Origin of the sequence: Pseudomonas frederiksbergensis (genome assembly GCF_017114915.1) — a bacterium.
Taxonomy (GTDB): domain Bacteria; phylum Pseudomonadota; class Gammaproteobacteria; order Pseudomonadales; family Pseudomonadaceae; genus Aquipseudomonas; species Aquipseudomonas frederiksbergensis_I.
On sequence record NZ_JAAUOE010000044.1, the window covers coordinates 22,814 to 38,133 of the forward strand.

8 protein-coding genes and 1 pseudogene are annotated in these 15,320 nt (G+C 59.3%); 2 read left to right on the forward strand and 7 right to left on the reverse strand.

The window, feature by feature from the left end; genetic code table 11:
* Positions 1-35 precede the first annotated feature (35 nt).
* On the reverse strand, positions 36-1,256 hold the full coding sequence (locus HCU66_RS23390) for an aspartate aminotransferase family protein (RefSeq protein ID WP_205890792.1): 1,221 nt from the start codon (positions 1,254-1,256) through the stop codon (positions 36-38).
* Positions 1,257-1,562: 306 nt separating this feature from the next.
* Between HCU66_RS23390 and HCU66_RS23395 the strand changes: the two genes are divergently transcribed.
* The gene (locus HCU66_RS23395; RefSeq protein ID WP_205890793.1) at positions 1,563-9,305 is read left to right on the forward strand and encodes a dermonecrotic toxin domain-containing protein; all 7,743 of its coding nucleotides are present in this window, start codon (positions 1,563-1,565) and stop codon (positions 9,303-9,305) included.
* Positions 9,306-9,362: 57 nt separating this feature from the next.
* On the opposite strand, the gene HCU66_RS23400 is transcribed toward HCU66_RS23395, so the two are convergent.
* The 6 genes and pseudogenes from HCU66_RS23400 to HCU66_RS23425 form a co-directional block, all read right to left on the reverse strand.
* Positions 9,363-10,343, reverse strand: a complete 981-nt coding sequence (locus tag HCU66_RS23400; protein WP_019582882.1) for a GlxA family transcriptional regulator — start codon at positions 10,341-10,343, stop codon at positions 9,363-9,365.
* 248 nt (positions 10,344-10,591) lie between these two features.
* Positions 10,592-11,356, reverse strand: coding sequence for an ABC transporter ATP-binding protein (locus HCU66_RS23405; protein ID WP_205890794.1), 765 nt, complete (start codon positions 11,354-11,356; stop codon positions 10,592-10,594).
* Between the two features lie 27 nt (positions 11,357-11,383).
* Positions 11,384-12,496: a M14 family metallopeptidase gene (locus HCU66_RS23410; RefSeq protein WP_205890795.1), complete on the reverse strand. Its 1,113-nt coding sequence runs from the start codon at positions 12,494-12,496 to the stop codon at positions 11,384-11,386.
* A gap of 1 nt (position 12,497) precedes the next feature.
* On the reverse strand, positions 12,498-13,196 hold the full coding sequence (locus HCU66_RS23415; RefSeq protein ID WP_205890796.1) for an ABC transporter permease: 699 nt from the start codon (positions 13,194-13,196) through the stop codon (positions 12,498-12,500).
* Positions 13,193-13,882 (reverse strand): ABC transporter permease, encoded by a 690-nt coding sequence (locus tag HCU66_RS23420; protein ID WP_205890797.1) that lies wholly within the window; start codon positions 13,880-13,882, stop codon positions 13,193-13,195. The genes HCU66_RS23415 and HCU66_RS23420 overlap by 4 nt, the downstream gene beginning before the upstream one ends.
* A gap of 90 nt (positions 13,883-13,972) precedes the next feature.
* Positions 13,973-14,792, reverse strand: a pseudogene (locus HCU66_RS23425) (ABC transporter substrate-binding protein).
* Between the two features lie 102 nt (positions 14,793-14,894).
* On the opposite strand from HCU66_RS23425, the gene HCU66_RS23430 reads away from it, so the two are divergent.
* The gene (locus HCU66_RS23430) at positions 14,895-15,104 is read left to right on the forward strand and encodes a hypothetical protein (protein ID WP_205890798.1); all 210 of its coding nucleotides are present in this window, start codon (positions 14,895-14,897) and stop codon (positions 15,102-15,104) included.
* Positions 15,105-15,320: the final 216 nt, after the last annotated feature.

The window sequence follows — 15,320 nt, forward strand, 5'->3', positions numbered from 1 at the left end:
TCTATTACGATAGGCGCTGAGGAGCACTGTACGAATCAGGCTTGCGTCAGTTTGGCCACGGCGCGTTCGAAGCGGTCCAGACCGGCCTCGATATCCGCGTCTTCAACCACCAGGCTTGGCGCGAAACGAATCACGTCCGGGCCGGCTTGCAGAATCATCAGGCCTTCACGCTCGGCGGCGTTGAAGATGTCCTTGGCTTTGCCTTTCCAGGCATCGGCCAGCACGCAACCGAGCAACAGACCCAGGCCACGGACCTGAGTGAAGAGGCCGTATTTCTCGCCGATCTGCTCAAGACGGGTCTTGAACTTGTCGTGCTTGGCTTTGACGCCGTTCAGCACTTGGGGCGTGTTGATCACGTCGATCACCGCTTCAGCGACCGCGCAGGCCAGCGGGTTGCCGCCGTACGTGGTGCCGTGGGTGCCGACGACCAGGTGTTTGGCCAGGTCTTCGGTGGTCAGCATCGCGGCGATCGGGAAACCGCCACCCAGGCTCTTGGCGCTGGTCAGGATGTCCGGGGTCACGCCGTAATGCATGTAGGCGAACAACTCGCCGCTGCGGCCCATGCCGGTCTGGACTTCGTCGAACACCAGCAGCGCGTTGTGCGCATCGCACAGTTCACGGGCGCCTTGCAGGTACGACAGCTCGGCCGGCAGTACGCCGCCTTCGCCCTGGATCGGCTCCAGAACCACCGCGCAGGTCTTGTCGGAAACAGCGGCTTTCAGCGCGGCCAGATCGTTGTAAGGCACGTGAGTGATGCCGGTGATCTTCGGACCGAAGCCGTCGGAGTACTTCGACTGGCCACCGACGTTCACGGTGAACAGGGTACGGCCGTGGAAGCTGTTGAGCGCGGCAACGATTTCGTACTTCTCGGTACCGAAACGGTCATGGGCCACGCGACGGGCCAGCTTGAAGGCGGCCTCGTTGGCTTCGGCGCCGGAGTTGCAGAAGAACACACGCTCGGCAAACGTGGCGTCGACCAGCTTATGGGCCAGGCGCAAGGCCGGCTCATTGGTGAACACGTTGGACACGTGCCACAGCTTGTTCGCCTGCTCGGTCAATGCAGCGACCAGCGCCGGATGCGCATGGCCCAATACGTTAACGGCAATCCCGCCGGCGAAGTCGATCAGCTCGCGGCCAGACTGGTCCCAGACACGGGAACCGGCGCCACGCACTGGAATGAAAGCGGCTGGCGCGTAGTTGGGAACCATTACCTGGTCAAAATCGGCGCGTTCTACCGCAGCGTGCTCAACGGACATCGGAGTCTCCTGATGAGGAACACTCGCCTGAAACTGGCGAGCTTGGTGAGGATTGTAAGGACAGTTTTCAGCCCGGCCTTGCCGCCAAGCGACAACTTCTTATAGCGCAAACACCGGTTTTTCCCGGGTTTACGGCAATGCGACAAATAGGGTCGCAAAGGCGCAGTTTAAACTGTCGCCGACAATTGCAGCAGGCCCGTCAGCATATCAATTCCAGAAGCTGTCCCTGCCATACATATGTACCGCACCTCGCTTTGCGCATTTTGATTTGCTTGGCGTTTCTACAGACGTTCAAGGATTCACCCCATGCAAACATCGACCGGGCAACCGCCTGTTGTCACGCCCCAGGACGGTCCTGCACCGCTTAATCCTGCGTCACACTATGAGCCGCTCAGCAATGCCATCCCCGAATGGCTTGGCAAGGCCTCCTCTACCCGGCGCGAAGCGCTGAAGAACAGCCGGCGCCCTGTCGCCGACAGGATCAAGGCCGCGCCGCGGGCGCAGCACGATGAGTTGAGAGCCGCCATCGCCACCCACATGACGGCACAGAACACTGTCGATCAGACGCTGGAACACCTGCAAGACGCCAACGCCTTTGCCATACCTTTGCTCACAGCGGCGTTGAAGGAGCGATTTGGCGTGGACCTGGAGGTTACGCAAACCTTCCTGCGCCTCTACATACCCGTGACGACACCCGGTTTCCCGATCACCACCGGCACCCGAACCTGGACGGTATCGATGGTGGAAGCGGCGCTGCACAACTTCGAAGAGAAGGAAACCCGCGAAGATGCCTACGAAACCGGTTCGTCCTTTATCACCAAGCCGTCCCCGACAGGGCAATTCGAGACGCTGGCGCAGGTCAATGCCAAAATCAGCATCCCGGCCTTCACCCGTCTGTGCCGGGAACTGGATATCGGTGCCCGCTACAAAACCTGTCTTGAAGACAGTCTCGGCATCACCCATCCAGCCGTCGCCGCCGTCCTGCGCCCCAATGTCAAAGAGAGTCAGAAGGCCGCACTGAAGGCCGCCCTTCAACTGGCGCGGATGAACCGGGATATCGACGAGGACTATTTGCGCCTGATCAATGGCCTCCTCGACGGCTTGCAAGGCATGCGGGTGAACGGTCAGCCGTTGCTATGTCACGATTTGACGATGATGTCGGCCGCACTGACGGGCATCGTGGTTTTCGCACCGGATCTGGAGCAGTCAGGGGCATCGGCCCGGGTGGTGGCTTACGTACCGGATGACCCTGAGCATCCCGTCAAGGAATACGCTTCGTCCACCGAGATGATGAAAGAACTGACCCGCCAGTTGCGCTCGACCGACTACCAGCGTTTTTTCAGCCGTTTCGTGGCCCATGAGCAACGGGGGTATTTCTTCTCCGATCTGAACCGACGCCTGAGCCAGGTGACATGGCATAAGCCGCAAGCGGGAAGCCAGCTGCCCGCCTGGCGAGACACCCCCATCGACAAACCCAAATTGCAGTTTGCCGTCACCCCCATCACCACAGAACTGTGGGAACACCTCTATCAACGCAAACTGAACAAGATCCTCAATGATGCGGCGGTCATCGCGGTCTCCACCGCCACGGTTGACCGCAACGCCCGCTGGGCCCTCTGGGACTCCTTCGTCAAGGTGGCGTCATCGATCGTTGAAATCGCCTCGTTTATCGTGCTGCCTTTCGTGCCGTTTCTGGGCGAAATGATGATGGCTTATATGGCTTATCAGTTTCTCGACGAGGTTTTCGAGTCGGTGGTCGATTGGGCTCAAGGGCAGATGACAGAAGCCGGCGAACAGTTTTTCGCGGCATTGGAATCATTGATCCAGCTAGGGGCTTTCGGGGGCGGCACCGCCATCGCCATGCAGGAGCTTCCAAAAGTACTGCCGGCCAGCGTCGTGTCATTCCTCGATCGGTTCCAGCCCGTCAAACTGCGCAACGGCAAAACCCTTTACTGGAAACCGGATCTGAAACCCTACGAACGTCAAGCCGTGCCCCCCAAAGGATCCACGCCAGACCATCAGGGTGTGCACTGGCACCAAGGCAAGCAGCTGGTGACCATCGATCAGACCCATTACGCCGTCAGCCAGCATGCGCATCCCGGCAAGTTCGGCATCGAACACCCGACCCGGCCGGACGCTTACCAGCCGATCGTGCGCCATAACGGCGAAGGTGCGTTTTACACCGAGCTCGAACAGCCGCTGGAATGGGACACCGCCACTGCTTTGCGCCGCATCGGCCATGGCATGGAACCGTTTTCACCGGCCCGACGCGAGCGGATCCTCAAGGTCAGCGGCTACCCGGAAGATGCGCTGCGCAAAATGCACGTGAACCAGGAACGCGTGCCGCCGCTGCTGGCCGACAGTATTCAGCGCTTCAAGATCGATCAGGACCTGCACGATTTCATCCATCAAATCGCCAGCGACAGGCCTGAGGATTACCTCAACGCGGATCCGTCGACCCAGCTGCGCCTTCTCAAGGAGCACAGCTTGTGGCCGAGCGATAAAAGACTGCGCTGGATCAACGACCAAGGGGGGACTGTCTGGGAATCCTCCACCGAGCAACATCTGCCGCTGACAGAGATTCGGCAGGACAGGCTGATCGACGGCGACTTGCTCAAGACGCTTCTACAGACCCTCAGCCATTCAGAAATCAACACGCTGCTTGAAGAAGATTTCGGGCAGATGCTCGCCCTTGACGTGCGCACCCGCCGACTCAGAGCCAGGCTTGCGCAGATCGCCAGACAGCAGCGTACTTCGCTGTTCGAGCAACGCTATCAAACGCTTCAACAACGCGCTGAGCCCCTGGCCAGGAAAGTGGCCCTGCACGAGCCGCATTTGCCTGCCAGAATCACCGAGGAGCTGCTGAACACCGCCACCGGCTCCGAACTGCTGATGATCGGCAAAGGACAATGGCCGGAACGACAGCAGGAACTGGCGCAACAGGCCCGACAGGAACTGCGCATCGCCCGCGCCTATGAAGGACTGGAACTGGACTCGGTGCGTAACCCGGACTCCGATACCCTGGCACTGCACAGCCTCCAGCAATTGCCTGGCTGGTCGAAAGAGGTACGCCTCGAAGTCCGCGATCAATCCTTTGAGGGAAAGGTGCTCGACAGCACCGGACCGATAAACGCTTCAGTGCAAAAAGTGCTGGTACGCAAATCCGACGGCACCTGGCAACCGTACGACCATCAGGGGCTGGAGCTGCATGCGCCGACGGATTTTTACACCAGCGTGCTACAAGCCCTGCCGGACGCTGAACGTCAGGCATTGGCCATGCAGATCGGCGAAGGGGAAAAACTGAAACAGGCCATCCGTGATAATCCACTGGCGCGAAGCGACCTGCGCGTAGCGATCTGGAATGAGCCTGCTCCAACACCTGTCGTCGACACGTTGCGGCTGGTGGGGACGGACGGCTATTCACGCACTGTCGGGCAGGAGCCCCGCACGCTGGAGAGCCGGATAAGACATGTCTTCCCAAGAATTCCCGATGACGATCTGCTGGCCATGGCGCAACACCTGCAAAACCATCCGGACGGCCCAATCGCGGAATTGTCCCGCCTTCGCCTCGAATACGCTCAACTCGACAATGACCTGAATCAATGGATGTCCAACGCCCCGCAAGTCGACTCGACTACCGGCCTCAGACTGTCGCGCGAGCGCCAGGCGGCGGCCCTGCGAGATCGTCAATCGTTCGCCGATGCCCTGCGCAATTGCTGGCGCAGGGAAACCCGGGAGTCATACGGTTATCGCCTGCATGTTCCGGAGCCCGTCATGGGTGATCTGCCGGTTCTGACGGCTGATTTCAGCCATGTCGCCAGCCTGGAAATAAGCGGCAGCGCAACCCCAGCCGGTGTCGACGCCTTTATCGAGCATTTCCCCGGGCTGCTGCGCCTGGATTTGCGCCACTTCGATTTGCACAACCTGCCCCAGCGCATAACGCAAATGCCCTCGCTACGGCAACTGAAGCTGCGCAATTGCGGCGTGGTCCTCACCCCACAAAACCAGGCATTGCTGTCGTCGCTCAATGAGCTGACGACGCTCGATCTACAGGGCAACCCGCTGGGCGTGACGTTCGACGTCAATTTCATGCCCGCACTGACTCATATCAACCTGTCCGGCACGGGCATCTCCGAAACACCGGCTGGGCTGCTGGATCATCCGGGCATCAGAAGTGCCTGGCTCACCAACAACCAGATCACCTCATTGCCCGAAGCCTTGTTCGAACTCTCCCCAGGCACCAACGCAGGATTCGATTTTTCCGGCAATCCGCTCTCTGCCGCTACTCGGGAACGGGTGAAGACCTACTTCAATCAGACCGGGAACGACTTGGGCGTGCGGGCGGAGCAATCCGATATCGACCGGGCGAAAGCACTGTTTACAGACCTCAACGATCGTCAAGCCAGCGAGCTGGTCTACCAATTACCCGGTTCACTCCTTCAAGGCCGGCTTCAACTGGCCCGCTGGGAGACGGAAATTGCCCGGATGAGTGCCGACCTGGCCGGGTGGGCCCGCGACATTCCTGACCGCAATCCAGCTAATGGCCGGATGCTTACCCCCAATGAACAATTCGACGAGTTTTACGCCAGAGAGACATTTGCCGGACGCCTGGAGAGGCTCTGGCGCCACCGCTCCACGGCATATCCGCTGACGAGAGCAGACGTGTTCACGGCAGAAGCAGCGTTCATGGGGGACATGCCAGTGCTGACAGCGGATTTCAGCCACATCACCACGTTATCCCTTACCGGAAACAAAAATATCAGCGCCACCGCCCCATTTCTCAGGAGCTTCCCACGGTTAGCCCGGCTGATTTTGCACAATTTCGCGCTTGACCAAGTGCCTCAGACTCTCGCTCGTCTGCCGAAACTTGAGACATTGGTTCTGAAAGATTGCGGCGTGACATTTACAGCCGAAATGCAGGCGGCACTGGCCGCAATGCCCGAGCTCGAATTACTTGAACTCCCCCACAACCCGCTGGGCAGCGCGCCCGATGTGGGGGCCTTTCCCGAGCTGACTTACCTGGACCTTTCCCATACAGGGATCTTCGACATTCCGCCCGGCATGCTCGAACACCCCAAGTTGAAAACAGTCTTTGTCAGTGACAACCGGATCACCGAACTACCCGACGCTCTTTTTCAACTGCCCGCTAAAACCAGTGAAGGGTTCGATTTATCCAACAACCCGTTAACCGCCAGCATCCGGGAACGGATCAAGACCTATTCCCGTGAAACCAGCCAGGATTTTGGCGTGTTGGCCGACCAGGCGGACATAGACGCCACCAAGGCGCTGTTTCCCAGCCTGGACAACGAGGAAGCCAGTGATGTGTTCTATGGCTTGCCCGGCGATCTGGAGCACGGCCGCGGCCAGCTCAGGCATTGGCAGGCAGAGATCGAACAACTCACGGACGATCTTGCGCAGTGGAAAACAGCGATTCCCGAAAGGCACCCTTCAAGCGGACAGCCACTTGGCGCCCGGCAGATGCTCGCAGAGCACACGGCGAGAACAACCTTCGCCGATCAACTGGAACAACTGTGGCGCGCCAGATCCCGGGAAAATCCCAGGCAGAGAGGCGAGGCACTGATTGCGGATTTGCCTTTCATCGGCGAGCTGCCCGCTCTGTCGGCGGATTTCAGCCATATTTCCGATGTCACCTTCAACGGCAACGCAGCTCTGAGCGGTACCGATGCTTTCCTTGACGCCTTTTCCGGCTTGCGTCATCTAGAGTTGCGCGACTTCGACTTAAGGCTGCTTCCACAAGCGTCCACCCGCATGCCCTCGCTGGAACGCCTGATCGTGGAAAATTGCGCACTGACGCTGACGCCTGAAACTCAAGCCACCCTTTCGTCTCTGGGCCGGCTCCAATACCTGAATCTGAGTCATAACCCGTTAGGAGCTCCCCCGACTCTGGAAGCGCTCCCGGCTTTGATTCACCTGCGAATGGTCGACACCGGGATTTGCGATCTGCCAGGCGGCCTGTTCGGGCATCCACGCCTTGTCGCTGGCATTTTCGATAACAACCGCATCCGCGAACTGCCTGGCGAGCTCTTCAATCTCTCCACTCTCAGCCCAAGGCAATTCAGCTTTGCCGACAACCCGTTGACCCCGGCCACCCGTGATCGAATCAAGACCCACTACCAACGGAACAGGCAGAATTTTGGCGTTTTAATGCTCCAGGAGGATGTGGATCGAACCATTGCGTTGTTTCCGTCCCTGGATGCTGAAGACGCCGACAGGGTGCTGTATCTGTTGCCGGGTACGATTGAGCAAGGGCGGATGCGGATCACACAGTGGGAGGTGGAATTCCGGCAACTGGGCGAAGAGCTCGCCCAATGGGTGGATGACATTCCTGAGCGTTATCCCGCAACGCAGGTATTGCTGAACGAGAATGGCCGAGCACGGGAGCGCGCCGACAGAATGACGTTTCGCCTGGACATGGAAGAGTTCTGGCGTGAAAGATCCCAGGAACGACCTGAGTCAAGGACGAGCACGCTCAGTCTGAACCCGGCGTTCATCGGCGAGCTCCCTGCATTGAGTGCAGACTTGAGCCACGTCACAACGCTGTCCGTCACCGGCAATTCTCAGCTGCGGGCAAACAACGGGTTTCTCCAGTGCTTTACCGGCCTCAACACCCTGGAACTGCGCGATCTGGCATTGGAGCAGATGCCACAGGCGATTACCCGGATGCCTGCACTCGAACAACTGGTATTGAGCAATTGTGGTGTGGTGCTGAATGAAGAAGGCTTGGCCGCCCTCTCGTCACTCAAACACATGAAACGCCTGGATCTTTACGCCAATCCGCTGGGCATGGCGCCCGACATCCGGAGCATGCCGAAGCTTAAGTTCATCGACCTTGCCAATACCGGAATCTCAGAGCTTCCCGCTGGCCTGTTGAACCTTCCTGAACTTGAGATCGTTATTCTCAACAGCAACCGGATCACTGAACTTCCTCGGGAAATTTTCAATCTGCCAGTAGCCGCCGGCAAGGGATACGATGTGGGCGGCAATCCATTGAGCGCCGCCACCCGGGAGCAGATCAAAACCTACTATTTGCGCACCGGGGAAGATCTTGGCGTACTCGCCGACCACACCGATATCGCTCGCGTCCGGACACTCTATCCAGGCCTGGACGATAAAGAGGCCAGCCAATTCATCTACCGCCTCGACGGAACATTGACCGATGGCAGAAATGAACTGGCACGCAGAGAAGCCGAACTGCAAACCTTGATCAGAGACCTTGACGCCTGGACGGCCAACGTACCCGACAACCATCCTGCCACCCTTGCACCGCTCAGTGCCGCCCAACGACTGCTGGAGGAGCAAAAGCGAATTGCTTTCAAAGAGGCGCTGTTGAAGTGCTGGCGCAATATTCCGGTGGAGGGTTCGGAGGTGGAAAACCATGGATTCACCTCGCGCCTGTCGATCATGGGTGCGTTGCCGACGGTCAACGCGGACTTCAGCCATGTGCCGCACCTGTTCCTGCTCGGACAGCGCGCGCGCTCGCCACGGATCGGTCGATTCCTCGAGGCCTTCCCCAGCCTGGAAAGCCTTGATATTCGAGGTTATGACCTTGGCGGCATCCCTGAAGCCGTTTTCAGGATGGGACGCCTGACAGCGCTGAGCCTGCCCGATTGCAATATCACCCTGGAGCCACGCTCTGCAAACGCGTTGGCCGGTATGCCAAACCTTGGGATCCTGCACCTGCACGATAATCCGCTGGCTCTCGCTCCCGACCTCAGCAACTTGCAAAGTCTTACCGACCTGGACCTGAGCAATACCGGCATTACCGAAATTCCCGACGGCGTTCTGGGCAACTTCCAGTGGAACGAGATTGACCTGTCGGGCAATGCGATCACCGAAGTGCCGCAAGAGTTGATGCAAGTCCCGGCGGAGATCGGTGACCGCTACGACTTGCGCGGCAACCCCTTCTCCGCACAAAGCATGGAGCGTATTCGGGCCTACTACCACGAAACGGGTCAGACGTTGAATGTCGACAATGTCATAGGGCAACCGCCTGCCGTCATCCGTCCTGACGTCGACATAGAGGACTGAAAAACGCGTCAGACAACAACGCCATGGAACCGGACTCCATGGCGTTGTCGTTCAGGGTCAACCGCGCTCGGACGGTACTGACGACAACTCGAACGGGCTGCTGCTGCGCCGCTGGTTGCGATCTTCCCGTGGCGTGGCGCCGAAGAAGTTGCGGTAGGCGCTGGAGAAATGCGGCCCCGAAGAGAAGCCACAGGACAGGCCGATCTGGATGATCGACTTGCTGGTTTGCATCAACATCTGCCGGGCCTTGTTCAGGCGCAGCTCCAGGTAATACTGGCTCGGCACACGGTTGAGGTATTGCTTGAAGATCCGCTCCAGCTGCCGACGGGATACGCACACGTGCTGGGCGATTTCGTCGGTGGTCAGCGGTTCTTCGATGTTGGCCTCCATCAGCAACACCGCCTGGGTGAGCTTCGGATGACTGGAACCCAGGCGGTTCTGCAACGGAATGCGCTGGCGCTCGCCGCCTTCACGGATGCGCTCGACCACCAGTTCTTCCGACACCGCACCGGCCAGTTCGGCGCCGTGGTCACGGGCCAGCACCGCCAGCAGCAAGTCGAGCACCGACAGGCCACCGCACGCGGTCAAGCGATCACGATCCCAGTCGAACAGGTGACTGGTGGCAATCACTTTCGGGAAACGCTCGGCGAAATCGTCCTGCCAGCGCCAATGCACGGCAGCGCGATAACCGTCGAGCAAACCGAGTTGCGCCAACGGGTAAACACCGGCCGACAAACCGCCGATCACACAACCGGCGCGCACCAGCTGTTTCAACGCACTGCTGAGCGGCGGCGCGAGAGAAGTCGGTGGTTCGTCGGCGAGCAGGAACAGTTTCTGAAAGTTTTCGAGCTTGCCGGCCCATGGCTCACCGGGCAATTGCCAGGCGCCGTCGGTCGGCGGTTCGGCCTGCAAAAACGACAATTCGTAAACAACGTCCGGGTGCACACGCTGGGCAACACGCAAGGCCTCCTCAGCCAGCGCAAGCGTCAGAGCTTTAGTGCTAGGCCAAATCAGGAAACCAATTCGATGGGCAGTCATGGGCAGGCGATCCGAAGCGAAGAACAATGATGAAGGCATGGGCCAATGCTAGCCCGTAAATGAACACAAATCGCAAAACCAGCAGATATCAGATGTAGGAGCTGGCTTGCCAGCGAAGGCGGTATGACAAGCAACAGTGATGTTGAATGTGACGGCCTCTTCGCTGGCAAGCCAGCTCCTACAAGAGATCGGAGTCAGCCTCTAAATTGCGAAGCATGCACTATCCCGGTGCGCAACGGCAGTCCTGATTATTTCAAGCTGCCGGACAGGAATTGCTGCAGACGTTCGGATTGCGGGTTCACCAGCACTTCGCGCGGGTTGCCGCTTTCTTCGACCACGCCTTTATGCAGAAACACCAGCTGGTTCGACACTTCACGGGCAAAGCCCATTTCGTGCGTCACCACCACCATGGTCCGGCCTTCCTGCGCCAGGGCCTGCATGACTTTCAGCACGTCACCGACCAATTCAGGGTCCAGAGCCGAGGTCGGTTCGTCGAACAACATCACCTCAGGCTCCATCGCCAGCGCACGGGCAATCGCCACACGCTGTTGCTCGCCGCCGGACATATGGCCCGGGTAAGCGTCTTTGCGGTGAGCCACGCCGACTTTGTTCAGGTAGTGCTCGGCCTTCTCGCGGGCTTCAGCCTTGGGCACACCCAGCACGTGAACCGGCGCTTCCATGATGTTTTCCAGCGCGGTCATGTGCGACCACAGGTTGAAATGCTGGAACACCATCGACAGGCGCGAACGCATGCGTTGCAGCTGTTTCGGGTCAGCGGCTTTCAGCGCGCCGTCCTTGTTGGCGACCAGTTTCAGCTCTTCGTTGTTGAGCAGAATCTTGCCCGCGTGCGGCTGCTCGAGCAGGTTGATGCAGCGCAGGAAAGTACTTTTGCCGGAGCCACTGGAGCCGATGATGCTGATCACATCGCCAGCCGCCGCTTTCAGGGACACGCCCTTGAGCACTTCGTGACTGCCATAGCGTTTATGCAGGTCTTGGACTTCAAGTTTGTACATGCGGTCGGTTCTCACAAAAACAGTCAGTCAGTCGTTGAGCAAGCGCCCGTGACGCAGCGCTTCGCGCCCCGCCACCTTGGCCAGCCAGAAACCGGGTTGGGCATAACGCAGCCGTTCAATGGCAAACAGCACCCCGGACGTACCAGCACACACCGTGCTGACCCGATCCGCTAACGGATCGATCACTTCAAAAATCTCGTCGCCCGCTTCAACCCATTCACCGGGTTTGCGCAGAAAACTCACCACGCCAGGATGCGGCGCGAACAGCATTTCGGTGCCTTCGAACGGCAGGCCTTCGCAAGCGTCTTGCGCAGGCTTGGGCCATTCACCGCTGATCAGGCCTTGCTCGGCGAGGAACGCCAGAATGCCTTCCGCGTGAGCCTCGGCCTCAGGGCGCCCAGTGTCCGCCTGACCACCCAGCTCAATGGTCGTCGCCAGGCAGGCCAGTGGAATCTGCGCATCCGGAAACAGGCGCGACAGACGCAGCCACGGCAGCGAGCACGCTTCGTCAAAGGAGCTGCCACCGGAATCTTCCGCCAGCAGACCAACCTTGACGTCCAGGTGCGCGGCCAGTGAACGCCAGTGCGGCCAGTGTTGCGGCAAGGCGTACATGTGCAGCGCCGCTTCGCAATCGCAATGCAGGTCCAGTACCACATCGGCGGTGCAGGCATGGCTGAGCAAGATGCGTTGCATGCCTTGCAACTGACTCGCGGCCGGCGGCAAGGCGGCCAGCACATCGCTCATGGTCTGGCGGATCAAACGGATATTGGCGTGCGGATCATCGCCCAGGTGCCCTTGCAGCTCAGCAGCCACGGGCTCGCTCAACTCGACGAAATCCCGGTTGAAATTCTTGCCGCTGCCGGCTTCGAAACGCCCCTGATGGTTACCCTGAAGCAGTTGCCCCAGGCCCAGCGGGTTGGCCACCGGCACCAATTCGATCACACCGTTGAGCAAGCCTTGGGCTTCGAGTTCGCTCAGGCGCTTTTTCAGTTCCCAGGCGGTACGCATTCCCGGCAGTTCATCGGCGTGCAGGCTGGCCTGGATGTAGGCCTTGCGCTCGCCACTGCCGAAGCGGAACACCGAAATCCGGCGCTCGCTACCCAGGTGGCTCCACGGCAATGCATGATCGATGCGTTCCATATCAGTGCTTCCGTGGGGCCAGATAGCCCAGCCAGCGGTGTTCGGCCAGTTTGAACAGCTTCACCAGAATGAACGTCAGGCACAGATAGAACAGGCCGGCGGTGATGTAGGCTTCGAACGGCAAGTAGAACTGAGCGTTGACCGTGCGCGCAGCACCGGTGATGTCGATCAGGGTCACGATCGACGCCAGACTGGTGGTCTGCAGCATCATGATCACTTCGTTGCTGTACTGCGGCAGTGCCCGGCGCAGGGCCGACGGCAGCAGGATCCGCTTGTACATTTTGATCCGCGACATACCCATGGCCTTGGCCGCTTCGATCTCGCCGTTCGGCGTGGCGCGCAGGCTGCCGGCGATGATTTCGGCGGTGTAGGCGCTGGTGTTGATGGCGAAGGCCAGGCACGCACAGAACGTCGCGCTGGACAGCCATGGCCAGAGGAAGCTTTCACGCACGGTTTCGAATTGCGCCAGACCGTAGTAGATCAAAAACAGCTGCACCAGCATCGGCGTGCCGCGGATCACGTAGGTGAATAGCCAGGCCGACATGTTGACGACCGCGTTCTTCGAGACGCGCATCAGCCCCAGCGGCAATGCCGCCAGCAAACCGAAGAACAGCGACAGCGCGAGCAGTTTGAGGGTGGTCACCAGGCCGCCGAAGTACAGCGGCAAGGCCTCCCAAATGACGTTGTAGTCGAAGATCATAGCTCAGCCGCCCTTACGCCTACCGAGTAGCGCTTCTCAAGATGACGCAATGCCAGCAACGAGACGCTGGTGATCACCAGGTACATCGCTGCCACTGCGAGGAAGAAGGTGAAAGGCTCGCGGGTAGCGTCTGCCGCCTGCTTGGCCTTGAACATCATGTCTTGCAGTCCGACCACCGAAATCAGCGCGGTCGCCTTGGTCAATACCAGCCAGTTGTTGGTGAAGCCCGGAATCGCCAGACGAATCATCTGCGGCACCAACACCCGGAAGAACACCTGAAAACTGCTCATGCCGTACGCCATGCCGGCTTCTGCCTGCCCCTTCGGGATTGCCATGAACGCGCCACGGAAGGTTTCCGACAGGTACGCACCGAAGATGAAGCCCAGGGTGCCGATACCGGCGGCCAGCGGGTTCAGGTCGATGTAGTCGTCATAGCCGAGCATGGGCGCGACGCGGTTGAGCATGTCCTGGCCGCCGTAGAAAATCAGCAGGATCAGCACCAGGTCGGGAATACCGCGGATCACCGTGGCATACAGATCGCCCAGCCAGGCCAGCCAGCGCACCGGCGACAGACGCAGCGCAACGCCGATCAGCCCCAGGACGATGGCCAGGGCCATGGACGACAAGGCGAGCTGAAGCGTCAGCCATGCGCCATCGAGGATGACAGCCCCGTAGCCTTTCAACATGATTCAGGTCCTCGGAAGTTGGGATGAAAAAATGGCGCAAACCTCAGAGATCCTGTTGCTTGCGCCATTTCGGACTTGTTGCGGGGACGGTTACTTGCCGTAGATATCGAAGGCGAAGTACTTGTCCTGGATTTGCTTGTACTTGCCGTTCTCGCGAATGGCCGCGATCGCGGTGTTGATCTTGTCTTTCAACGCGTCACCCTTGCGAACCGCGATACCCACGCCGTCGCCGAAGTATTTGACGTCGGTGAAGGCCGGGCCAACGAAAGCGAAGCCCTTGCCGGCGTCGGTTTTCAGGAAGCCGTCATCCAGCAGCGTAGCGTCTGCCACGGTGCCGTCGAGGCGGCCGGCGGCCACGTCGAGGTAAATTTCGTTCTGCGAACCGTAAGGCTTGATCTCGGCACCCAGCGGGGCCAGGACTTCGCGGGCGAAACGCTCGTGGATCGAACCACGTTGCACGCCGATGTTCTTGCCCTTCAGCTCAGCCAGGCTTTCGCTGACCTGAGTGCCGGCCTTCATGACCAGGCGAGCCGGGGTGTTGTAGTACTTGTTGGTGAAGTCCACGGACTTCTTGCGGTCTTCAGTGATCGACATGGACGACAGGATCGCGTCGATCTTGCGCACCTTGAGTGCCGGGATCAGGCCGTCGAACTCTTGCTCGACCCACTGGCACTTGACCTTCATCTCTTCGCACAGGGCGTTGCCGATGTCGTAGTCGAAACCCACGATGCTGCCGTCCGGTGCTTTGGAGGCGAACGGAGGGTAAGCNCACGATGCTGCCGTCCGGTGCTTTGGAGGCGAACGGAGGGTAAGCCGCTTCAATACCGATTTTCAGAGGTTTTTCATCGGCGAATGTCGGCAGGGACAGCACGGACAGTGCCAGGGCGCCAAGCAGCACGAGTTTCTTCATCTTGGGACTCCATCGGTAAAGGGCAAAAACGGCAGAGTGAGCGACAGCCCAATATGCGAATGGTTAAACCACAAAGCGGTGCTGCGTCCTAGGAAGACTGCGATGACTTTCAACGCAGACAACGACGAGCGAGTGATCGGCATTCTAACGACAGGCCCGAAGCCGATATTTCTTCAATGCGACAACAAATTACAGATGCGCCGAGAATGCCGCCCGGGCACGTTGACAGCCTTGCATTTTCATGCAAGAGCAAAAGACAGTGAACCGAACTCTGTTGCAAATTGCGGGCCTATTATTGGCAAACCCTTCTAATCCGGCAAGCGCAGCGTGGTGCCTTATTTTTTTGGCCGGGTTCAACGGCCCTGAAATGGGGCTTTGCGTTTCCCAATGCCTCGTTGTCGGGCGGGCGGTTACACATTCAGTAACTTGAAGGGTGATGGGTAACAGTAGGAAAGTGCCTACGGGTGAAGCCGATAATTATTGGCCCTTCCGTTGATGATCGTTCCCACGCGGAGCGTGGGAACGATC